Source organism: Mycobacterium sp. 852014-52450_SCH5900713 (genome assembly GCF_001667075.1).
GTDB lineage: Bacteria > Actinomycetota > Actinomycetes > Mycobacteriales > Mycobacteriaceae > Mycobacterium.
The window spans coordinates 132177-153653 of record NZ_LZIL01000066.1 but is presented as its reverse complement, the minus strand read 5'-3'; the positions used below and the strand labels follow the sequence as shown (position 1 = coordinate 153653).

22 protein-coding genes are annotated in these 21477 nt (G+C 67.5%); 12 read left to right on the top strand and 10 right to left on the bottom strand.

Features of this window, described 5'->3' with window-relative positions:
• The first annotated feature begins 25 nt into the window (after positions 1 to 25).
• The 4 genes from A5773_RS20580 to A5773_RS20565 all read left to right on the top strand — a co-directional run bounded on the left by A5773_RS20580 (position 26) and on the right by A5773_RS20565 (position 3266).
• Entirely contained in the window at positions 26 to 982 is a 957-nt protein-coding gene (locus A5773_RS20580; protein WP_082948322.1) for a DMT family transporter, read from the top strand.
• A gap of 151 nt (positions 983 to 1133) precedes the next feature.
• Positions 1134 to 2396, top strand: a complete 1263-nt coding sequence (locus A5773_RS20575) for a TetR/AcrR family transcriptional regulator (RefSeq protein WP_067792344.1) — start codon at positions 1134 to 1136, stop codon at positions 2394 to 2396.
• A 265-nt stretch (positions 2397 to 2661) separates the two neighbouring features.
• Complete coding sequence (locus A5773_RS20570; protein WP_066954795.1) at positions 2662 to 2886, top strand: hypothetical protein; 225 nt, start codon at positions 2662 to 2664, stop codon at positions 2884 to 2886.
• Between the two features lie 8 nt (positions 2887 to 2894).
• Positions 2895 to 3266 carry a hypothetical protein gene (locus A5773_RS20565; protein WP_066954792.1) on the top strand — a complete coding sequence of 124 codons (372 nt, stop codon included), beginning with the start codon at positions 2895 to 2897 and terminating at the stop codon, positions 3264 to 3266.
• A gap of 84 nt (positions 3267 to 3350) precedes the next feature.
• Here A5773_RS20565 and A5773_RS26355 read toward each other — a convergent pair whose 3' ends face one another.
• From A5773_RS26355 to A5773_RS20555, 3 genes are all read right to left on the bottom strand, one after another.
• A complete protein-coding gene (locus A5773_RS26355; RefSeq protein ID WP_197505791.1) occupies positions 3351 to 3518 on the bottom strand; it encodes a hypothetical protein in 168 nt (55 codons plus the stop codon).
• A gap of 86 nt (positions 3519 to 3604) precedes the next feature.
• A complete protein-coding gene (locus A5773_RS20560; protein WP_066954790.1) occupies positions 3605 to 4294 on the bottom strand; it encodes a class I SAM-dependent methyltransferase in 690 nt (229 codons plus the stop codon).
• A gap of 61 nt (positions 4295 to 4355) precedes the next feature.
• Positions 4356 to 5255, bottom strand: coding sequence for a class I SAM-dependent methyltransferase (locus A5773_RS20555; RefSeq protein ID WP_067792341.1), 900 nt, complete (start codon positions 5253 to 5255; stop codon positions 4356 to 4358).
• Positions 5256 to 5387: 132 nt separating this feature from the next.
• On the opposite strand from A5773_RS20555, the gene A5773_RS20550 reads away from it, so the two are divergent.
• Positions 5388 to 5810, top strand: a complete 423-nt coding sequence (locus A5773_RS20550) for a nitroreductase family deazaflavin-dependent oxidoreductase (protein WP_066954784.1) — start codon at positions 5388 to 5390, stop codon at positions 5808 to 5810.
• Between the two features lie 359 nt (positions 5811 to 6169).
• Positions 6170 to 7657: a SulP family inorganic anion transporter gene (locus A5773_RS20545; protein ID WP_066954781.1), complete on the top strand. Its 1488-nt coding sequence runs from the start codon at positions 6170 to 6172 to the stop codon at positions 7655 to 7657.
• Positions 7658 to 7757: 100 nt separating this feature from the next.
• On the opposite strand, the gene A5773_RS20540 is transcribed toward A5773_RS20545, so the two are convergent.
• Positions 7758 to 8615, bottom strand: a complete 858-nt coding sequence (locus tag A5773_RS20540; protein WP_066954778.1) for an LLM class F420-dependent oxidoreductase — start codon at positions 8613 to 8615, stop codon at positions 7758 to 7760.
• Between the two features lie 126 nt (positions 8616 to 8741).
• On the opposite strand from A5773_RS20540, the gene A5773_RS20535 reads away from it, so the two are divergent.
• Together A5773_RS20535 and A5773_RS20530 are read left to right on the top strand one after the other, a co-directional pair.
• Positions 8742 to 9779, top strand: a complete 1038-nt coding sequence (locus tag A5773_RS20535) for a 2-hydroxyacid dehydrogenase (RefSeq protein ID WP_197507899.1) — start codon at positions 8742 to 8744, stop codon at positions 9777 to 9779.
• Between the two features lie 74 nt (positions 9780 to 9853).
• The gene (locus tag A5773_RS20530; RefSeq protein WP_066953599.1) at positions 9854 to 10672 is read left to right on the top strand and encodes a formate/nitrite transporter family protein; all 819 of its coding nucleotides are present in this window, start codon (positions 9854 to 9856) and stop codon (positions 10670 to 10672) included.
• A gap of 3 nt (positions 10673 to 10675) precedes the next feature.
• Here the strand turns inward: A5773_RS20530 and A5773_RS20525 are convergent, their stop codons facing one another.
• Positions 10676 to 11608 (bottom strand): LLM class F420-dependent oxidoreductase, encoded by a 933-nt coding sequence (locus tag A5773_RS20525; protein WP_066953598.1) that lies wholly within the window; start codon positions 11606 to 11608, stop codon positions 10676 to 10678.
• 116 nt (positions 11609 to 11724) lie between these two features.
• Here A5773_RS20525 and A5773_RS20520 point away from each other — a divergent pair, with 116 nt between their 5' ends.
• Complete coding sequence (locus A5773_RS20520; protein ID WP_066953597.1) at positions 11725 to 12162, top strand: ATP-binding protein; 438 nt, start codon at positions 11725 to 11727, stop codon at positions 12160 to 12162.
• A gap of 11 nt (positions 12163 to 12173) precedes the next feature.
• On the opposite strand, the gene A5773_RS20515 is transcribed toward A5773_RS20520, so the two are convergent.
• Positions 12174 to 13532: a wax ester/triacylglycerol synthase family O-acyltransferase gene (locus A5773_RS20515; RefSeq protein ID WP_066953596.1), complete on the bottom strand. Its 1359-nt coding sequence runs from the start codon at positions 13530 to 13532 to the stop codon at positions 12174 to 12176.
• A 174-nt stretch (positions 13533 to 13706) separates the two neighbouring features.
• On the opposite strand from A5773_RS20515, the gene A5773_RS20510 reads away from it, so the two are divergent.
• Both A5773_RS20510 and A5773_RS20505 read left to right on the top strand, forming a co-directional pair.
• Positions 13707 to 14687 carry a methylenetetrahydrofolate reductase C-terminal domain-containing protein gene (locus A5773_RS20510; RefSeq protein ID WP_066953595.1) on the top strand — a complete coding sequence of 327 codons (981 nt, stop codon included), beginning with the start codon at positions 13707 to 13709 and terminating at the stop codon, positions 14685 to 14687.
• On the top strand, positions 14684 to 15439 hold the full coding sequence (locus A5773_RS20505) for a class I SAM-dependent methyltransferase (RefSeq protein ID WP_066953593.1): 756 nt from the start codon (positions 14684 to 14686) through the stop codon (positions 15437 to 15439). The genes A5773_RS20510 and A5773_RS20505 overlap by 4 nt, the downstream gene beginning before the upstream one ends.
• Positions 15440 to 15446: 7 nt before the next feature.
• On the opposite strand, the gene malQ is transcribed toward A5773_RS20505, so the two are convergent.
• The 4 genes from malQ to A5773_RS20485 form a co-directional block, all read right to left on the bottom strand.
• A complete protein-coding gene (gene malQ / locus A5773_RS20500) occupies positions 15447 to 17432 on the bottom strand; it encodes a 4-alpha-glucanotransferase (RefSeq protein WP_066953591.1) in 1986 nt (661 codons plus the stop codon).
• Positions 17433 to 17566: 134 nt separating this feature from the next.
• On the bottom strand, positions 17567 to 18202 hold the full coding sequence (gene phoU, locus A5773_RS20495) for a phosphate signaling complex protein PhoU (RefSeq protein WP_066953589.1): 636 nt from the start codon (positions 18200 to 18202) through the stop codon (positions 17567 to 17569).
• 82 nt (positions 18203 to 18284) lie between these two features.
• Positions 18285 to 19613, bottom strand: a complete 1329-nt coding sequence (locus A5773_RS20490; RefSeq protein WP_066953588.1) for an MFS transporter — start codon at positions 19611 to 19613, stop codon at positions 18285 to 18287.
• A gap of 180 nt (positions 19614 to 19793) precedes the next feature.
• Positions 19794 to 20387, bottom strand: a complete 594-nt coding sequence (locus A5773_RS20485; RefSeq protein WP_066953586.1) for a hemerythrin domain-containing protein — start codon at positions 20385 to 20387, stop codon at positions 19794 to 19796.
• Between the two features lie 183 nt (positions 20388 to 20570).
• On the opposite strand from A5773_RS20485, the gene A5773_RS20480 reads away from it, so the two are divergent.
• Positions 20571 to 21455, top strand: a complete 885-nt coding sequence (locus A5773_RS20480) for a cyclopropane mycolic acid synthase family methyltransferase (protein ID WP_066953582.1) — start codon at positions 20571 to 20573, stop codon at positions 21453 to 21455.
• Positions 21456 to 21477 lie beyond the last annotated feature (22 nt).

Genomic DNA, 21477 nt, shown 5'->3' with positions numbered 1-21477 from the left:
CATGGGTCGCATGGACCTGCCACGGATGCCGCTGACCACCGCGTCGGCGGTAACGTTCTTCTACGCGCTCGGCTATCCCATCGGCGTGCTGGCCGTGACCGCCATGGCGCCCATGCCCGCGTTGGTGCTGCGATTCGGTTTGGCCGCAACGATTCTGGCGGTATGGGCCGTACTGGCCAAGGCGCCCTGGCCGCGAGGAGCGCAGCTCGGCCACGTCGCGGTGGTCGGCCTGCTCATTCAAGCTGTGCAGTTCTGCTGCCTCTACGAGGCCGTCCAGCTCGGGTCGCCGGCCGTGCTGTGTGCGGTGGTGATCGCGATGAACCCCGTCGCCACGGCGATCCTGGCCGCCGTGTTCCTGCGCGAGCCGCTGGGTCCGCACCGGATCGCCGCGCTCGGCTTCGGTGTCGTCGCGGTGTTGGCCGCGTGCGCGCGAAGGCTGGCGGCCACCCACGGGGTCGACCCGGTCATCGTGCTGCTTGGGGTTGGGTTGCTTGGGCTTTCGGCTGGCGGCGTCTACCAGCAACGGTTCTGTGCCGGTGTCGACTTTCGCACGATGAGCGCACTGCAGAACGCGGTCGGGCTGATTCCCGCCGCGGGGCTCGCAATGCTCACGCCCTTCACCGTGCACGACGGCCGGCAGGCCGTGTTCGCGGTCGCCGGCATGGTGTTGTTGAACGCGACGCTGGCGGTGAGCCTCTACGTCCGCGCCATCAATACTCACGGCGCGGCAGCGGTGGCAATGCTGTTCGCCGTCATTCCCGCGGTCGCCGGGGTGCTGTCGTGGCTCATGCTCGGCCAGCGCCCGGACGCCGGTGTCGCGGTCGGCCTGGTCCTGGGCGGCTTCGCCTGCTGGCTCAACAGCAGGGCATCGAAGCCGCATCGCACGAAGGAGAGTGTGGAATCCATCGGGACGCGGGAGGTGTCCCCGGTTGGCCAGCGGATTCATGCGTCGTGCGGGTCGCCGTCGACGACGCAAAGGTAGCAATCGGGCTTCGGATTTGCCACGATGCCAAGCCATTCGGCCGACCGGAGGACGGCGGCGAGCCGGATTCTCGGCGATGTGGCGGTCGTGTCCGCGAATTGGTCAGCCACGCGTCCGCCCGGCCCCGCATACTGCGGCTACCGTGATCTCTATGACGCCGGCCAGCCGTTCCTCCGCAAAGCCGGTAAAGCGGCGCCCCAAAGATCGCAAGGCACAGATCGCCCGGGCGGCTTCGGATGCATTCAGCGAGCTCGGCTACCACGCGGTCAGCATGGAAAACATTGCGGCGCGGGTCGGGGTCTCGGCGGCGGCGCTGTACCGGCATTCGCACGGCAAATATGACCTGTTCCGCTCCGCGGTCCTGGCACTCGGGCAGCGGCTGGTGGACGCCACGGAGTTTGCCGATCACCTGCCCGATGATGCCGATCCCGAGGAGACGCTACGTGCACTGATCGGTTCGCTGATCGATACCGCGATTGTCAACCGCACAACGGGGGGACTTTACCGGTGGGAAGGCCGCTATCTGCAGGGCGAAGACCAGAGAGTCCTGTCCGAGCAGGTCAAGCTGGTCAACCGGCGTCTGCAGCGGCCGTTGATCAGACTCCGGCCCAAACTGCAATCACGGCAGCGTTGGGTGCTCTCGGTGGCGGCGTTGAGTGTCATCGGCAGCATCACCGACCACCGTTCCCGGCTGGGCGACGGAGAGGTCCGGGCGACGTTGGCCGACATCGCGGCCGCCGTGTTGAGGGCCGACGTGCCGGTGCCGCCGGCGAGCGAGTCGGAATCCCGACGGGCAGCCGCGATTACGAGCGCGGTGGGCAGCTACGAATTGCTGTTGCATGAATCGATCCGGTTGTTCAACGAGCGGGGGTTCCGCGAAACCGGTATGGAGGACATCGCCACGGCTGTCGGCATACCGGTGGCGAGCATCTATCAGTACTTTCCGAGTAAGGCCGCGATACTGGCAGTCGCATACCGGCGCGGCGCCGACCAAGTCTCCGGTGACCTGTCCACTATTTTGGCCGCCGGCGGTGATCCGGAGCACTCGCTCGCGCAGCTAATCGACGCCTTCGTCACGCGTTCGTTCGCCAACCCCGAACTGGCCCGCGTTTACTACACGGAGCGCAACAATCTGCCCGATACGGACGCGGTACTCCTCTACAACATCAATCGCTCCACCGTCGAATCCTGGGCGCGGCTGGCCGTAGCGGCGCGACCCGAACTAACCCTCGGCCGCGCTCGATACGCCGTACACGCTGCGCTCGCACTCGCCGTCGACATCGGTCAGCTCGTCATGCCCGGCACGAGCCAGCCCGCACGCATGACGGTGCGCCGACTGATGGAAATCACCTTGCTCGGCAAATCGGACACGGCTCCCCGCAAGGCGGGGAGGGGCGGGACGCAACGCGGCTGAGGGAGGACGCAAGCCGGCTTCAGGTCGGAATGGTGCTGCACTTGTCCTGGCGTCACTCGAGCGCGACGACACGTGCGGCGATCCCTAACGCCGTGCTGCTCAGGAAAACCACTCGGCCGAATGAATGGCTTCATGGCAACGGGCGCTACCCGATATCTCGAATCGCGATTAACATAGTCGCCATCCGTACCGGGCGCCACGGGGTCTCCGACCGTGCTCTTGCGCCGACGCGCCCGGGAGAGGTCCCCGCGCGAAAGGCACGCCGATGCTCCACAGGCTCCGCCAACTACTGGACTACCAGTTGACGATCGCTGAGCTCCTGGGCCTGGCCGTCCTGCTGGGCACGCCGTATCTGATCGTCGGGGTGATCTGGTCGTCCACCCATACGAGCCATCTACGTGATATGCACGGACTCGATTTAGTGGTGTCCTTTCTCGGCTCGATCGTGTCCTGGCCCGTGCTGCTGTTTGCCAACGTCTGCATGACGTAGGGGCCGACATGACCACACGCGCGCACCTGATCTTCTCGGTGGCCGTAGTGGCCCTGACCGCCGGACTTTTCGCGCTGCGCTTCCCGGTCTTCATCGACGCGTACGACCAGTACGGCTGGCAAGTGAAGTGCGGCAGCGGATTCACCACTGACTTGACCCAAGCTTCGGGTGCCGTCAACGGGCCAGATCATGTGGCCTCATCAACCGGTGCCCCGGGCACTAATTACGTCGCACGATGTGATGACGCGCTGATGATCCGGCGCGCGTGGGCAATCCCCACGGCAGCCCTCGGCGGCCTCACGTTGACATGGCTGGCCGCGATGGCGCTCGCTCGCGACCGACGGCACACCGGAGTCGGGAGTCATCATCAAAATGCCTGACCGCCTGCGTAATCCGCGAACCTTCTCCGGAGAACAGATGACGATGATCGCGCCGGCGCGACACCCCGTCCGCTAGCAACCCACTTAGCGCGTGCTCTCGTCGGGAAGGTCGCGTCGGGACTGGTGTAATCCCGGTGCGTCCGGGTCGTCGTTCGGGTGCTCCAATTGCTCCTGCAACTTGCGCTGTTCCTCGGTCGCCTGCCGAGCGTCCTCGGGGGCGGGTGGCGGGTCGAAATTGACTTGCTGGTCCACGTGGGATCTCCTCTGACCGTCTGCGCTGCTCCAGTCAGGATCTCCCGAATCCCACGGCTCGAAACCTGCCCGGCCGTCCGCGTCGGCTAACCGAGATGCGCGGACAGCAGCCAGGCCCCCATCGACTTGCGGCCGTTGCCCTCGTCGCGGATGTTTGCGCCGGCGAAGGCGTCGAAACCTTGCAGGAAGCTGTCGGGCACGTTGGCGTGAATCCGCGCCGGCCGGATGTCGTCGACCACCCAGTACTTGGAGACCACGTCCCGAAGCTCGTCCTCGGTGACCGCGTTGACCGGGCCGTCGGCCGGCATGCCCGCGCGGTCGAAGACCAGCACGAAGTAGGAGGCACCCGGCGCCGCGGCACGCACGATGGACTGCTGATAGCCCTCGCGCAACTCGACGGGCATTGAGTGAAAAAGGGTGCTGTCGACGATCGTGCCGAAGCGGCCGTCGTAACCGCCGAACGCACTGATGTCGGCGACGTCGAACGTGGCATTGGCCAGACCCCGCCTGGCGGCCTTCTCGCGCGCCAGTTTGATGGCGGTGGGCGACTGGTCCAGGCCCACCGTCGTGAAGCCGCGCTCGGCGAGGAACAACGACACCGCCGCCTCCCCGCAACCCGCATCGAGCACGTCGCCATGGAACTTCCCGGCCTCGATGAGGGCCGCAATCTCCGGTTGCGGCTCGCCGATGCTCCATGGCGGCCGATTGCCTTCACCCATCTCGGGGGCTTCGCCCCGGTAGGCGGATTCGAACATATCTTGAGTCGGCTGAGACATGCCACATGTATATCAACCAGGCTGATATATGTCAACGGGGCTGATGCATGGGAAGTCGCACTTACCCCAGGGTCGCCGTCAGGTAACCGGAGTCTTCGCCGAACGAAGCGAGCTCGTCATTCGGTACTTCGAAGCCGTGGGCGGCAAAGGCCCGGTCGGTCGTCCGGATGTCGACTTGCCAGCCATGCCCGGCCAGGTATTCGGCTGCGGTGTTGCGGTCGCCGGTGTAGAAAAGTTCGGCCAGGTTGATCTTGGAACCGAGACGCTGCGACCGTTCGGTCAGCTTCTTCGCCCAGTCCGGCGGGATGTTGCGCAGATCCATGTGTTCGGTGGCGATCCGGCTGCCCGCCGCCGACAAGCCGACGATGTGGTCGAACAAGCGGTCCTGCGCCTCGGGCGGAAGGTAGACGAGCAGGCCTTCGGCCCTCCAGGCCGTCGGTGCGTTCGCCTCGAACCCGGCCTCGACCAGCGCGGCCGGCCAGTCCTCGCGCAGGTCGATCGCCACCGTGCGGCGCTCGGCGGTAGGTTCGGCGCCCAGCTCGGCCAGTACTCGCGTCTTGAACTCGATGACCTCGGGTTGGTCGATCTCGTAGACCACCGTGCCGGCCGGCCAGGCCAGCCGGTAGGCCCGGGTGTCCAGCCCGGACGCCAGGATCACCGCCTGACGAATACCGGATTCGGTTGCCTGCGTGAAGAAGTCGTCGAAGTAGCGGGTGCGCACCGTAATCTGCTCGTTCACGGCCTGGCGATTCAGCAGGGGATCGTCGGATCGGTCGACCTCGTGATCGATGAGCTTGACGAAGACGTCGCTGCCCACGGCGCGAACGAGCGGATCCGCGAAGGGGTCGTTCAGCAAGGGGTCCGGCCCTTGGGAGGCGATCGCCCGTTGCGCGGCGACCGCCGTCGCGGTCGCTCCGACGCTGGAGGCCAGATCCCACGTGTCGTTCTCGGTGCGGGCCACTACCCGGCTCCTCTCCGCTATTAGTTAGCTCACTTAAGCGTTGAGGCCCCACTCTACGCTTGCACGCCCGGACGGGCCGTTCGGCGATGCGCACGGGGATGACGACGGCGCGACGACGTGTTGAGATCAGGTATGCCTGACGACATCGAACTGAGCCCGAGGGACTGGGTACGCGAGCAGACCGAGCAAATCCTGAAACAGGGCACGACCGACGGTGTCGAGATTCTCGATCGGCCCGTCGTTCTGGTGACGGTCACCGGGGCGAAGTCCGGCAAGAAGCGTTACGTGCCGATGATGCGCGTCGAAAGCAACGGGCGTTACGCCATGGTCGCGTCGAAAGGCGGCGCCCCCGCGCATCCGTCGTGGTATTTCAATCTGAAAGCCAATCCCGAGGTCACGCTGCAGGATGGCGAGAGGGTCGTCGCGCTGAGGGCACGCGAACTCGACGGGTCGGAGCGAGAGCAATGGTGGCAGCTAGCCATCGAAGCTTATCCGCCCTATGCCGAATACCAGACCAAGACAACTAGGCAGATACCGGTCTTCGTGCTGGAGTAATGCACCGCGCGTCAACCTATTTCGGTGAATAGCGCCGTCGGCCACTCGACAGCGACCGGCAGCAAAAGATTTGCATTCGATATGCGCGCGGCCCGTCAGGTTGCGACCCGCTTGGCTGCACCATACCTTCGATATGCATAGGCCAGGCGCGCTTAGCAGAACAACGACGTTCTCCGGCGATTGGAAATCGCCAGTGCCACAGGGCTTCACATCGCACTATCCGGGCGCATCACGGGCTGATATCCGGCGCGCTTCCTCATGCACATTTCCAGGGAGGGCCGATGCAACACGCCGGGCGGCAAGGTCACCAAGACTTCCAGCAGGGTCAACCGAATTCAGTTGACCGGTGGCGCGCGGCCATGCAATACGACTTGCCGGCCTCGTTAGTGGTTTTCCTGGTGGCGCTTCCGTTGTCACTCGGGATCGCGATCGCCTCGGACGCTCCAGTGCTGTCCGGCTTGATAGCGGCGATCGTCGGCGGGATCGTCGCCGGGTGTGTCGGCGGATCGCCGTTGCAGGTCAGCGGTCCGGCCGCCGGGCTCACGGTCGTTGTCGCCGACCTGGTTTCCCAGTTCGGCTGGGCGGTAACCTGTTTGATCACCGTCGTCGCGGGAGCACTGCAAGTCATGCTGGGGATCAGCCGGATTGCGCGCGCCGCCTTGGCGATCTCACCGGTTGTCGTGCACGCCATGCTGGCCGGGATCGGAATCACCATCGCCCTGCAACAGGTGCACGTATTGCTCGGGGGTGAATCGCAGAGCTCGGCCTGGACAAATGTCATCGGGCTCCCCGCACAGATCGTCGGCGCGCACCGACCGGGCCTCGTGCTGGGCCTACTCGTCATCGCCATTCTGATTGCCTGGCGCTGGGCACCGGCCCGGTTGGCCAAGGTCCCTGGCCCACTGGTCGCCATCGTCGTCGTTACGGCTATCTCGGTCGTGTTGCCGTTCAACGTATCCCGCATCAGGTTGGAGGGCTCGGTGCTGGAGGCGCTGCAACTGCCGCAGCTTCCGGACGGGAACTGGGGCGCCGTCGTGGTCGCGGTGATCACGGTCACGCTGATCACCAGCGTCCAAAGCCTGCTGACGGCGGTCTCGATCGACCGCATGCACACCGGCCCGCGCACCGACTTCAACCGGGAGTTGATCGGGCAGGGCGCGGCGAACATGGTGTCCGGCGCAATCGGTGGGCTTCCCATCGCCGGTGTGATCGTGCGCAGCGCGGCTAATGTCAACGCGGGTGCGAAGACCCGCGCCTCGACGATCATGCACGGGGTCTGGATTCTGTTGTTCGCCGTCCCCTTCGCGGGATTGGTCGAACAGATCCCCAGCGCGGCGCTCGCCGGCTTACTCATCGTCATCGGGATCGAGCTGCTGAAGCCCGCACACATCGAGACCGCCTCGCGCAACGGCGACCTCATCGTCTATCTGGTGACGATTGTCGGCGTCGTCTTCCTGAACCTGTTGCATGGCGTCATGATCGGGCTGGCCGTCGCGGTCATCGTGACCGGGTGGCGGGTGGTTCGGGCCAGGGTGGAGGCGAAGCCCGTGGGCGACGAATGGCATGTGTTCATCGAAGGGGCGTGCACCTTCCTGGCCCTGCCCCGGCTGACGGGTGTGCTCGCAACGATCCCCGAGCGCACCACGGTCACCATCCACCTGGTGGCCAACTACCTCGATCACGCTGCCCATCAGGCGATCAGCGACTGGCAGCGCCGGCACTGCGCTACCGGGGGAGCGGTCAAAGTCCATAACGGACCGATGGAACCCTATGGACGCGTGGGCAAGTCGTCGAAGGCCAACCGTCACGCGGTCCATCTCACCTTGGTCGAAGCGGACGCCGGCTAGCCCACGTCCTTACGCTCAGGACGCGTAGGGAGTGCCGTGGGGAAACATGTGCCGGCGAACGAGCTTGTGCCAGCGACGTTGTCGGTAGCGTGTCGCTCCGCTACGACAGGTCGCCGGCGATCCGCTTGAGCACGGCGAGGTGATCATCGACCGTCGCGAGGCCGGCGTTCATCGTGTTGACCGACACGTGGGTGGCGCCCGCGGCCCGCCAGGCCGCGATGTCGGCCGCGGTCTTTGCGCGGTCGCCGGCCCAGCTGACCCGGCCTTCCATTCCGAGGCTTTCCGCGTCGCGGCCGGCGGCCGCGGCGGCGCGCCGCACCTGTTCCCGCGCGTGGTCGAGGCCGGGGCCGGGAGCCGTCATCGGGAACCAGCCGTCCGCGAGACGCCCCGCGCGTTCCAGCCCGCGGTCGGACGCCGCGCCGATCCACACGGGGATCGGGCGTTGGGTGGGCAATGGGGCCAGCCCCGCCGCGGTCACGGTGTGATACTCCCCGTTGAAGGTGACCGATCGTTCGGTCCACAGCCGGCGCATCAGTTCGAGCTGCTCCTCGGAGCGCTTGCCGCGATTGGTGAACTTCTCGCCCAGCGCCTCGTATTCGACCGCGTTCCAGCCCAATCCGACGCCAAGCCGGAATCGGCCGCCGGTGAGCAGATCGACTTCGGCGGCCTGCTTGGCGACCAGCGCCGTCTGTCGCTGCGGCAGGATGATGACCCCGGTGACGAGTTCCAGGGAGGTGATGGCGGCGAGGTAGCCGAACATGACGAACGGCTCATGGAATGTCGAATCGATGTCGTAGGGGCCATCCCAGCCGCGGTGCACGTTCGGGTCGGCGCCCACCACGTGGTCGTAGGCGAGGATGTGGGTGAATCCGAGTCCCTCGACGCCCTCGCCGTACGCACGCACGACCGCGGGGTCTCCACCGAGCTCGATTTGCGGGAACACAACTCCAATGCGCATTGGCGGTGCAACCGAGCCGCAGGCGGATTGCTTCCCGTGCACTGAATCAATTTGGGACGGTGCCGTCTTCGCGCCTCTCGGCAAGTGGTCGCTCGAAGCGACGGTTTTGAGGTGGTACCCGGGGGAATGTCCGACACCGTCGAGGGCAACAACGAAGGCCACCGCCCGAATATTTCGTCGACGCTCGATGATGGACGGGTGACAACAAAAAAGATCAGGAACGCGCTGCGGGTCGGTGACTTCGAGCCGGCGTTCGAGGCGGAGCTGACCGCGCGCTACGACATTTCGAAGCTTCCCGAGGGCCCCGAACGGGCCGATTTCCTGGCCGAGCATGGGGCCGACATTCGTGTGGTGCTCACGTCGGGGTCGCCAGGCGTCGACGCCGGCACGATGGCGGCGCTGCCGCATCTGGAGGTGATCGTCAACAACGGCGCCGGGGTTGACCTGATCGATCTGTCGGCGGCGCGGCGTCGCGGCATCGGCGTCAGCAACACGCCCGACGTGCTTTCGGACACCGTGGCCGACACTGCCCTCGGCCTGATCCTGATGACCCTGCGCCGTTTCGGAGCCGCCGACCGCTACGTGCGGGCGGGCGGGTGGGTGCGCGACGGGCCATTCCCCTACGCCCGCGACGTCAGCGGCCTGCAGGTCGGAATCTTGGGGCTGGGCCGCATCGGTTCGGCTATAGCGACCAGGCTGGTCGGATTCGACTGTGCCGTCGCGTATCACAACCGTCGTCGCATCGACGGATCGCCGTACCGTTACGCCGACTCGCCGGTGGAACTGGCCGAATCGGTCGACGTCCTCGTCGTGGCCACCACCGGCGACTCCAAGACGCACCAGCTGGTCGACCGGCGCGTCCTCGAGGCGTTGGGCCCCGAGGGCTACCTCATCAACATCGCGCGTGGCAGCGTCGTCGACCAGGGCGCGCTGGTGGAATTGCTGGCCGGCGGCGCCCTGGCCGGTGCGGGTCTGGACGTCTTCGTCGACGAACCGCACGTGCCGGCCGAGCTGCTGGACATGGACAACGTGGTGCTGTTCCCGCACATCGGCAGCGCCACCGCCCGGACTCGCAGGGCGATGGCGCTGCTGGCGATCCGCAACCTGGAGAGTTACCTCGACACCGGTGCGCTGGTGACACCGGTGCTGCGACCGCGCAAGTGACAGCGGGGCCGCCCCTGTCAGATGCCTCACACCGGATGGTCCAGCCCCGATTAACGGGTACTAGGCCATCCACCATGAGTGACACGACCCAACGCGAGCTCGGAGACACCAACAGTCCCATCGAGGACGAGCTCGAGGACGCGTTCAGCAGGATGCTGAGCGAGGGCACCCAGCGTCTGCACCGCACCTGGCGCGGCGTGTTGGTCACCGGCTTTTTCGGCGGGACCGAGGTGGGAATCGGGGTGCTCGCCTACCTGTCGGTGTTGGACGCCACCCACCGGCCGCTGTTGGCCGGATTGGCTTTCTCGATCGGTTTCCTGGCCCTGCTGCTGGGCCGCAGCGAGCTGTTCACCGAGGGCTTCATCATTCCCGTCGTGACCGTGGCCGCCAAACGCGCCAGCCTCCGCCAGCTGGCCAAACTATGGGGCGGCACCATGTTCGCCAACCTCGTCGGCGGCTGGGTGATCATGTGGTTGATCATGACGGGCTTCCCAGAGCTGCACGCCCAGACGATCGAGTCCGGCACCCATTTCGCCACCGCGCCGGTGTCGGCGCAGAGCATGGTTTTGGCGATCCTCGGCGGCATGGTCATCACGCTGATGACCCGGATGCAACACGGCACCGATTCCGTGCCGGCCAAGATCGCGGCCGCCGTCGCCGCAGCGTTCCTGCTCGCCGGGCTGCGGTTGTTCCATTCGATTCTGGATTCGTTGCTGATCTTCGGCGCGCTGGTTACCGGGAAGGCGCCGTTCGGTTATCTGACATGGCTGGGCTGGTTCGGCTACACCGTGGTGGGCAACATGATCGGCGGGCTGCTCTTCGTGACGTTGCTGCGGCTGCTGAGGAGCAAGGATCGGCTCGAGGAGGAACGCGCCGAGGCCGAGTCCGTGTGAGCCTCAAAGCAGTTGCGGCATAACCTCACTCGCCAGTAGTTCCAGGTGCCCGAGATCGGTTAGGTCCAGCAGCTGGGTGTAGACGCGCTGCACGCCGAGGTGTTTCCACCCGCCCAAGTTGTCGACGATCTGCGCGGGAGTGCCGACCAGCGGGCTGTTCGAGCGCAACTCGTCGAGGTTGCGGCCGATCGCGTCGGCGCGGCGGGCCACCTCGCGGTCGCGGCGCCCGGCGCAGAGCACGAATGCGCTCGAGTAGACCATCGAGTCGGCCGGCCTGCCCGCCTCGGTGACCGCGTCCGCCACCCGCTGAAATTGCTTCTCGGCCACGTCGATCGGCGCGAAGGGAATGTTGAACTCGGCCGCGTACTTCGCCGCCAGCTGCGGAGTGCGTTTGGCGCCGAGACCGCCGATGACGATAGGCGGATGCGGGGTCTGCGTCGGTTTGGGCAGCGCCGGCGAGCCGGTGATGGTGTAGTACTTGCCGGCGTAGTCGAAGGTCTCACCGGGCGGCGTCGTCCACAGCGCTGTGACGATGGCGAGCTGTTCGCTGAGCCGGTCGAACCTCTCCCGCAGCGGAGGAAAGGGAATCCCGTACGCCTGATGCTCCTTCTCGAACCAGCCGCTGCCCAGTCCGAGTTCGACACGCCCCGCGCTCATGTCGTCCACTTGCGCCACCGCGATGGCCAGCGGACCCGGATGGCGAAACGTTGCGGAGGTCACCAGGGTGCCGAGCCGGATGCTCGACGTCTCCCGCGCGATTGCGCCCAGGGTCACCCACGAGTCGGTGGGACCCGGTAGGCCGTCGCCGCTCATCGCCAGGTAGTGGTCGGACCGGAAAAACGCTGCAAAGCCCAGCTGCTCAGCGGTTTGGGCGACGGCGACCTGATCGGCATAACGGGCGCCCTGTTGCGGTTCGATGAAGGCACGGAATTCCATAGGATCCCTCTGTATGTCGTTGTACGGCAACCCGATTCCGAACGTGTACCCGCCCGTTGCCAAAGCGAGACGCGAAGGGGTTTAGCACCCCACCCGCACCGGGGTATGTCCTTAGCATGACCTCACTACTTCCACCCAGGGTCGTCACGCCCGCGCGATTGACCTGCGCTGGTGCCGCCGACGCCGTCACAGCGGCGGAACTGCGCCGCGCCCTGCGCCGGTGGCTCCAGGAAGTGACGGAGGCCCCGGCTGAAGTGCGCGACGACATCATTCTGGGCGTCAATGAGGCGCTGGCCAACTGCGTCGAGCACGCGTACCGCGCCCAGACCACGGTCGGCACCATGAAACTGCAGGCCAGCTACGATCCCGCCGCCCAATCGATCAGCGTGTGCGTCAGCGATCGTGGATCCTGGCACCCCCCCGCGCCGCAGCGGCTCAACGATCCCCGGCGATCCCGCGGCCTCCTGCTGATGCACGCGCTCGCCGACCACTGCACCATCAACGCGCGGCCCAACGGCACGACGGTGTGCCTGGACTACACCACCAGGCCCTAGCCGTCACCCGCTCACACGCCGGTGGCGCGCTCGAGGTCTTTCAACGAGGTCTCCAGGTGGCCCAGCAGCCGCTGCAGGTGCGGGATGCTGCGGCGGCAGCCCACCAGACCGAAGTCGAGGTTGTCGGCGTTGTTGGTGACCGTGATGTTGACCGCCTGCCCGTCGAGTGGGATGGACAGCGGATAGTTGCCGTCCAACCGGGCGCCCCGCCAATACAGCGGCTCGGAGGGACCGGTGGAGACGTTGGAGATGACGATGTTGAAGGGCGGTGAGGCCGCCGACAGGTACCCGGGGATCAGCCCGAAGAACAGGCCGCCGATGTTGAACGCCGACAGTGCCAGTTGCTGCACCGGTGGCAGTTGCTGGAACACGTCTTTGGTGTCGCGGATCGACGTGCTGACGATCTCGAGGCGCCGCCCCGCGTCGTCGAGGTCGGTCGCCAGGTTGCACAGGAACGTTCCGACCAGGTTGCCGCCGCGGTCGTCGTCGGTCTTGCGCAGATTGACCGGCACCATCGCGGTCAGTGGGGCGTCGGGCAGGGCATCTTGCTCCAAGAGGTAGGCCCGCAGGGCCCCGGAGCACATGGCGAGCACGACGTCGTTGACCGTCACTCCGGCCGCCGACTTGATCGCCTTGATCCGGTCCAGCGACCACGACTGTGCGGCCACTCGCCGGGCACCGCCGATCCGGACGTTGAACATGCTGCGCGGCGCGCGGAACGGGAGTGTGAGTTGCTGTTCGAGCAGCGCCGCCCGGGCCAGTTTGAGGGTGGATGGCGCCAGGGCGAGCGCCGACCCCGCGGTGCGGCCGGCGCGCTCGAGCAGTGACTGACTTTTGTGTTCCTTGCTGCGTTTGCGCGGCCCCAGGGTCCACGGGACGCGCACCTCGTCGTCGTCCGGGTCGGGGGTGAACGCGCGCTGCACCAGCCGCATCGCGGACACGCCGTCCATGAGGGAGTGGTGGTACTTCGTGTACACGGCGTACCGACCGTCCTGGAGGCCCTCGACGAGGTGGGCTTCCCACATCGGGCGGTGGCGGTCGAGCAGGCTGCCGTGCAGCCGGGACGCCAGCTCCAGCAGATCGCGGACCCGCCCGGGCTCCGGGAGGGCCGAGCGGCGCAGGTGGTAGTCGAGCTCGACGTCGTTGTCGAACGACCACGCGAGGTTGGTCAGACCACCGAAGAAGGCCGGGTGCTTGCGGAACAGCGGTTGCACATCCGTGCACTCGAGCATGGCCTGATAGGCCTCGCGGACGAAATGGGGCCCGGCGTCCTCGGGCGGCTCGAAGAGCTGAAGCGATCCCACGTGCATCGGGTGCTCGCGGGACTCGCCGATGAGGAACAGCGCATCAGTCGGCGATATCGGTTCCATGGTCAACCCCGTTCGTTTCGCTGCACCGTCCGCGCGGTACACGCCCATCTCCTAGTAGCCGCCGGGAACGTTTGCTAATCCCGAAACAGCACTCCGAATCCGGTCCCGGCCCGAGGGCTTGCGGGCGCGGTCGTTGGGGTACATCGATGCGAACACTGGCGCACGGGGAGTGAGATGTCGGCGGGTTTGGAGTGTCCGAAACGAATGGAGTTCGGACCGTGCGGCGGGGTGCGGCCCGACGGCCAATGCGAGATGCGCCCGGGCGCGTGCGCGTTCGACGGCGTGGTGGCGTGGTCTGGCCGTCAGCACGCGGCGCGTCCCGCTCGCGCGCCACTGGTGCTCACCGATTTCAGTTGCACCCCGTTCGATCGCCAGGACGTCGCGGCGACCGCGGCCGTGCTGGCGCCGGGGTGCGACGCCGTCCTGGTCGGGGAGCACCAGAACAAGCCCGATTTTCCGCCGACGCTCATGGGGTCACTGCTCCTCGACGCCGGCGTGACGCCCTGGATCACGTTGTCGTGCCGCGACCGCAACCGCGTGGTGCTCGAGCAGGAGCTGCGGGGGTTGCGCAGCATCAACGTGGAGACGGTGTTGTGCGTGACGGGCGACGGGCGCGGCTACGACGTGCGTCCGGACGTCACGCAGACCTTCGACCTCGACGGGCCGCGCCTGGTTTCGCTGGCCGCTTCGACGGGAATGGTCGCCGCGGCGCCCGAAACGCCCACCGCCCCGCCCGTAGCAGACCGGCCCGCCCGGTTGGTCCAGAAGCAACGGGCCGGAGCGAGCCTGGCCGTCCTCAACCACGTGCCCCGTCCCGAGATGGTGGCCGACTTCGTGAGGGCGGCCCGGGCGGCGGGTCTGGCGATCCCGGTGATCGCGGCGGTGGCGGTGTTCACCGACGCCGTGTCCGCGGCGGTGCTGCAAGGCTTGCCCGGCCTGGAACTCGATCGGGCCGTGACGGAACAGGTTTTGGGCGCGCCGGATCCGGTGTCCGCCGGGATCGAGGCAGCGGTGGCCGCGGCGCGCGCGCTGCTCTCGATCGAAGGCGTCGAGGGAGTCAACGTGTCCGGTTTGGCGTCCGCGGCGGGCGGGCGCATCGGTGCGGAAATCAAGGCGGAGGTCGGTCGCCGAATACGAGTGGAGGGGCGTCGATGACGGAAGCGATGGAGGCAGAGTTCGACACCGTCGCCGAGTGGACCGCGCAGGTGGCCGCCGACCTCGGGCCGGATTATTACGTGCCCGCCGGGTGCCGGGGCAGTGGCAGTCCGGCCGCCCTCGATTGGTTGATAGCGGAGATGGGCCTGGCGCCCGGTTCCACGTTGCTGGACTCCGGGGCGGGCGTCGGGGGCCCCGCGGCCTACGCGGCGCGAGAGCGCTCGGTGCGGCCGGTGCTCATCGAGCCGGAGACAGGTGCGTGCCGCGCGGCGAAGAAGTTGTTCGGCTTCCCGGTGGCGTGCGCGCTGGGGTCGGCCCTACCGGTGGCGGACTCGAGCTTCGACGCCGCGTGGGCACTTGGCGTGTTGAGCACGACACCGGATCACCTCACGGTCCTCGAGGAGCTGCGCCGTGTCGTCCGGCCGGGCGGCCGGATCGGCCTGCTCGTCTTTCTCGCCCACGGCGACAAAGCGAACGAGACGTTGGACGGCAACCATTTCCCGACGCCCGGCGGGCTACTCGACCTGGTTCGGCGCGCGTCGCTGCACGTCGAGCAGCGGCTCGGCACCGCGGACCTTCCGCCGATCTCCGACGCGTGGAACGAGCGCGTCGACGCCGTGACGGACGCCCTGAGCGACCGGCACGGGCACACGGAGGCCTGGCAACTGGCCGAACGCCAAAGCGCACAGATCGGGCGGCTGCTCGACGAGGGGACACTGACCAGCGAGCTGCTGGTGCTGCGGCACGCGTGAGACTCGGTTACGGCGACTCGCGGAAGGCGGCGGTGATCTCGGCGACCCTGGGGTCGGCACGTAGCTCCTCCAGTGTCTGCGCGAGCGGGAGCCGCCAGTTCGGGTACTCGTCGATCGTGCCCGGCAGATTGGGCTGCCGGGGTTCGGCCAACACGTCGTAAGGCGAAATCAACTTCAGGCGGCTCGGTGTCGCCGCCAGCAACCGGTGCATCGCGGTGATGATCGCCGCCTCATCCGGATCCGGGCCGTCAAGCAGGCCCTCGGACCGCAGCAGCTCCAACCATTCGGCCCGCTCCTTGTCGGCCACCGACTGCTCGCCCGCCACGTCGTCGAGCAGCCCGAGATCGGCGCGGGCCCGCACGTGCTCGGCGCGCAGGAAGCCCGCGGCGGTGGGCAGGTCGTGGGTGGACAGGCTGGCGGCCGCCCGCGACGGCCATTGTGGCGGCGTCAGCAGCGGCTCCCCGGGGGCGGACTCGTCGCGGGTGAACCAGGACACCGCGCACCCGAGCATCCCGTTGCCGGCCAGCGCCTCAGTCACCTCCGGTTCGACGGTGCCCAGGTCCTCGCCGACCACGGTGGCTCCGGCCCGGTGTGCCTCCAGGGCGAGGACGGCGAGCATCACGTCGGCGTCATAGTGCACGTAGGTGCCCCGATCCGGACCGTCGCCCGGGGGAATCCACCACAACCGCCACAGGCCGGCGACATGGTCGATCCGCAGGCCGTCGGCGTAGGTCACGACGGCGCGCAGCATGTCGCGCAGGGCGGCGTAGCCGGTGGCGGCGAGGCGGTCCGGCCGCCACGGCGGCAACCCCCAGTCCTGTCCGCGGGGAGTGAAGTTGTCCGGTGGCGCCCCGACACTGACCCCGGTGGCGAGCACGTCGGCCAGCGCCCACGCGTCCGCGCCCTCGGCGTCGACCCCGACGGGGAGGTCGTGCAACACCCCCAGGGCCATCCCCGCGCTTCGGGCGGTGTCGCGCACGGCGACCAGCTGCTCGGCGCAGCGCTGCTGCACCCAGGCGTGGAACGCCACCCGGGGCGCCAACTCTCGCCGCGCCGCCGCGACGGCCGGCCCGGCGACGTCACGCAGGGGCTCGGGCCAGCGGCTCCACCGGCCGCCGTGCCGCTCGGCCAGTGCGCAATACGTGGCCCAGTCGCGCAGGCCCGTGCCGGCGGCCGATCCGTCCAGCGGACTGGGCCGGCCCTCGGCGCGCCAGAGCAGCTCCAGCGCCGACCGCTTGGCCGCCCACACGAGGTCGTGGTCGATGCGTTCGGTCGTTGCCGAGACCCGCAGCGCATCCACCTCGGCGCGGGTGTCCGGGTCGGCCCGGCGGTACGCGTCGAGGTCCTCGACGCGCAGCGCCAGCGGGTTGGCGAACCGTCGGCTGGAGGGGGTGTAGGGCGACGGCTGCACCGGATGGGTCGGCCCGGGCGCGCTGAGCGGGTTGAGCAGCACCGCGCCGGCACCGTGCTCGGCGACGGTCCAGTTCATAAACTCCCGCAGGTCGCCCAGGTCGCCGATGCCCCAGGAGCGGGCCGATCGGAGGGCGTAGAGCTGCAGCATCCAGCCCCAGGTGGCGGGGGCCGCGGGCACCTGGGGTGGCGCGGCGACCAGGGTGGCCTCCCGCCCGTCGCGCAGCTGCAGCCGATACCAGCCGGGGGTCAGGTCGTCGGGCAGCTCGTCGCGCACCTCGGTGCGGTCGCCGTCCTCGCTCACCAGGACGGCCGCGCCGGGCAGCGGCCGGGGCCGCCCATCCAGGCGGACGGAAACGGTGGGGGGCAGGGCGCCGGCGCGGTCGCGCTCGGCCAGCTTGGCCAACTCGCGGCGACGGTCGGCTTCGCTGGCGGCGTCGACGTCGAGCAGGCCGAGCACGCGGATCACGACGTCGGCGTCGACCTCGACGGGCTCGCGCCGCTCGTTGCGGTAGGAGGTGGCCACCCCGTGTGCCGCGGCCAACCGACGCAGGTCGTCGGGAACCGGCTTGGGATTCGCCATCAGCGCGCCGGCCCGGGTGGGGAGCCGGCGGGGGCGATGGGACGACGATGACGAGGAAGCACATCGCTTATATACCCAAGCCGGGGCTTCTCACACAGGCCGCCGAAACCCGTTTGGTGGCAGCCGGTTTCGGCCTAATGCCCGGTGGCTTGGAAGATGACCCGCCGAGCAATCTGAACGGCGTGGTCGGCGAACCTCTCGTAGAAGCGCCCCAACAGGGTGACGTCCACCGCGGCGGCGACACCATACGGCCATCCGGGATCCACCAGCGCCGCCAGCAATTGGCGATGCAGTTCGTCCATCGCGTCGTCGTCGCGGCGAATCTGTGCCGCTCGGCGAGGATCCCGGTCCAGCAACACTTCTCGGGCGACACCGGCCAACAGCTCGGCCACCTCACCCATCTCGGCGACCTGTCGGCGCACGTCTTCGGGTACGGCATTGCGGGGATGGCGCATGCGGGCGATCTCGGCCACGTGGACCGCCAGCGCCCCCATCCGCTGGGCATCCGCGGCGATCCGAATGCCACTGACCACCGCCCGCAAATCGGTGGCCACCGGGGCCTGCAATGCCAGCAGAGTGAACGCGGTCTCCTCGACGCGAGCGTTGACGGCGACGACGTCCTCCTGGCCCGCGATGACCCGTTCCGCCAGGGCCAGGTCGGCCTTCAGCAGCGCAACCGTGGCCTGTCCGATCGCCTCTCCGGCCATCGCGCACATCGCCCCGAGTTGTTCGGTGAGCGTCCCCAACCGATGGTGAAAAGCGGTTCTCATGCATTAGGAGTAGGCCGGAATGCGCGAAATAAACGTCGTGGTGCGCGCCCGTTGAAAGCGCTTCTTTCCCAATGCCTTTAGATCACCTGACGTCGTCGGCCAGCTCGCGCGCCTCCCGCTCGCTTTCCACCGCGGGCCCGGAGCCGGGCAGCGGCTTCCTGGCGACCTCGGGCGTGAACAGCAGCGTGACGGCGCCCACCAGTCCACCGAAGATCAACATGTAGGCGGGTGCCATGACGTTGCCGGTGCCCGACACCAGCGCCTGGGCGATCAGCGGCGTGGTGCCGCCGACCGCCGATATCGAGATGTTGTACGAGATGGCCAGCGATCCGTAGCGCACGTTGGTGGGGAACAGGGCCGGCAGCATCGCGGGAGCTGTGCTGTCGAAGCACAGCTCCATCAGCCCGATCAGCAGCACCCCGAGGAAGATCACCGGGTAGATGGCGCCGAAGCGGATGAGCAGGAACGCCGGAATGGAACCCACGACCAGCAGTGCGCAGCCCGTCCACATGATGGGTTTGACGCCGATGCGGTCGGACAACGCGGCGACGAGCACCACGGTGACCATCAGGATCGCCAGCGTCACCACGATCATCACCAGCCCGGCGGTGTGGCCGACGCGCACGAACAGCTTGAGGTACGTCGGCAGGTAGCCGGTCAGCATGAAGTCGGCGACCTGAGAGGTCAGCACCAGAGCCGCGCAGATCAGCAGCCCCCGCCACTGATCCACGACGGTGCGCCGAAATTGTTGTTTACGCCCGCCCGAGTGCGGCGCGCCCTCCGTCGCGTTCTGGTAGGCGGATGACTCCTTGAGCCGTAGCCGCAGGAACAGCGCGAACAGGCCGAAGGGCGCGCCCAGCAGCAGGGGGATCCGCCAGCCGTAAGCCAGCATGGCGTCGTCGGGGAGCCAGGTCTGCAGCCCGGTCACCATCATCCCGGCAAGCACGAAGCCGACCAGGTTGCCCATCGGCAGAAACCCGACCATCATGCCGCGTTTATGGTCGGGGGCCTGCTCGACCAGATAGGTCATCGCGCCGACATACTCACCGCCGGTCGACAAGCCCTGGAATATGCGGGCGATGACGAGCAGGATCGGCGCCCAGATGCCGATGGTGCTGTAGCCGGGCAACAAACCGGTCACGGTGGTGCTCACCGTCATCATCAGGATGGTGACGACAAGGACCCGGTGTCGTCCGATGCGGTCGCCGAGCGGGCCGAAGATGAACCCGCCCAGCGGGCGCACCACGAACGCCGCGGCCAGCGTGCCGAACGTGGCGATGAGGTGGACACCGCTGACGCTCTTACCCGGGTAGAAAACCTGGGCGATGGTGGTGGCGATGTAGCCGTAGACGCCGAAGTCGTACCACTCCATGAAGTTGCCGATCGCGGTCCCCATGATGGTTTGGCGCATGGCCGGGTCGGCGACCCTGATGTCTTTGCGTGCCCATTTCCTCCGGCGGCCCCGTGCATTCATCGACGAATTGCGTACCCAGAAGTCTCGCGGGCCGAACAAAATCGCACTCCCAACCGGCTCTATAGTGTCCATCGACCGGTGGCCGATCGTAGCGGCCGCGGCAAGGTCGGCGGGAACTCACTGACCTTTCAGGCTGCCGATGCGAAGCGAGAAATCCTGGGGGGTTGACTGCTCCTGCGGCTTCGACTGCGTGGTGGCCTCGATATCCTCGACGTAGCGCTCAGGGTCGCGGTCGACGATCGGCAACCCCTCGGTGGTGGGGTGCTCGGCCATGAAGTCGCTGTATTGCCGCCCGAGCGCTTCGCGAAGGCCGATGGGGGCGGCGCGACGGAAGTCGGACAACCCTTCCCGCTCCTCTTCGCCCATGTGCTCGTCGTTGGCCTCCCGGGTGCGGCCGACCGCCGCCCACCACTGCTCGCTGCCGACCCGGGCTGCGTTGGCGTCGCGCACCCCGTCGCGAATGTCGTTGTGATCCCCGATGGCGTCGAGCGTCTCGCCCTCGGCGTCGTCGGTGCCCCGCTTCAGCAATTGCGGGTAGAAGATCTTCTCTTCAATATAGGCGTGCACGTCGAGCTTGTCGGCAAGAGGACGCCACACCCGCGTCAGGGCGGTTTCGTCGGTCGGATCCTGCGCCTGCAGGTAGTCCAGCTGGGCGAACTGTTCGCGGAACCACTCGTGGTCGGCGAGGATCAACATGGTGATGTCAGCCATCGCGCCGCCCCACCTCCCTCACCGCAGCGGTTCGCGGCCATGGTGTCCCATAGCGGCGGGCCAGTCAACCGACCGGGAACACTCCAGAAGGGGTGCATACACCGTCCGGATACACTAGGGCACCAGCGTGTTGATCGCCCTCGATCGCGCGCCGCAAAAATCCACCACAGTCAGAGGTTGTTTGTGCCTGAGAACCGCAGCGAGCCCGTGAGCCTAGAGCCGCATTTCGACGACGTTCAGGCCCACTATGACCTGTCCGATGAGTTCTTCGCGTTGTTCCTGGACCCGACGCGCACCTACAGCTGCGCGTACTTCGAGCGCGACGACATGACCCTGGAAGAGGCGCAGCTCGCGAAGGTCGACCTGTCGCTCGGCAAGCTCGGGCTGCAAGCGGGCCAGACGCTGCTCGACATCGGCTGCGGCTGGGGCACCACCATCGTCCGGGCGCTCGAGCGGTACGACGTCAACGTCGTCGGCCTGACCCTGAGCCGCAACCAGCAGGCGCATGTGCAGCAGCGGCTGGACCAGCATCCCAGCCCGCGCAGCAAGCGCGTGCTGCTGCAGGGCTGGGAGCAGTTCGACGAAAAGGTGGACCGCATCGTCTCCATCGGCGCCTTCGAGCATTTCGGGCGCGACCGCTACCCCGACTTTTTCAAGATGGCCTACGAGGCGCTGCCCGCCGACGGCGTGATGATGCTGCACACCATCATCCAGCCCAGCCAGGAAGAGTTCGCCGAGCGCGGGCTGCCCATCACCATGACGAAGCTGCGGTTCATGAAATTCATCATGGACGAGATCTTCCCGGGCGGTGACCTGCCCGCCGCGAAGACCGTGGTGGAGCACGCCGAGCGCGCCGGCTTCGGCGTCAAGCTCGTCCAGCCGCTGCGCCTGCACTACGCGCGCACCCTCGACACCTGGTCGGCCGCGCTCGAGTCGCGCCGCGACGAGGCCATCGCGATTCAGTCCCAAGAGGTGTACGACCGGTACATGAAGTACCTCACCGGTTGCGCCGACCTGTTCCGCGAGGGCTACACCGACGTCGCGCAGTTCACCCTGACCAAGGGCTGACCACCCCGGCACTGATCCGGCC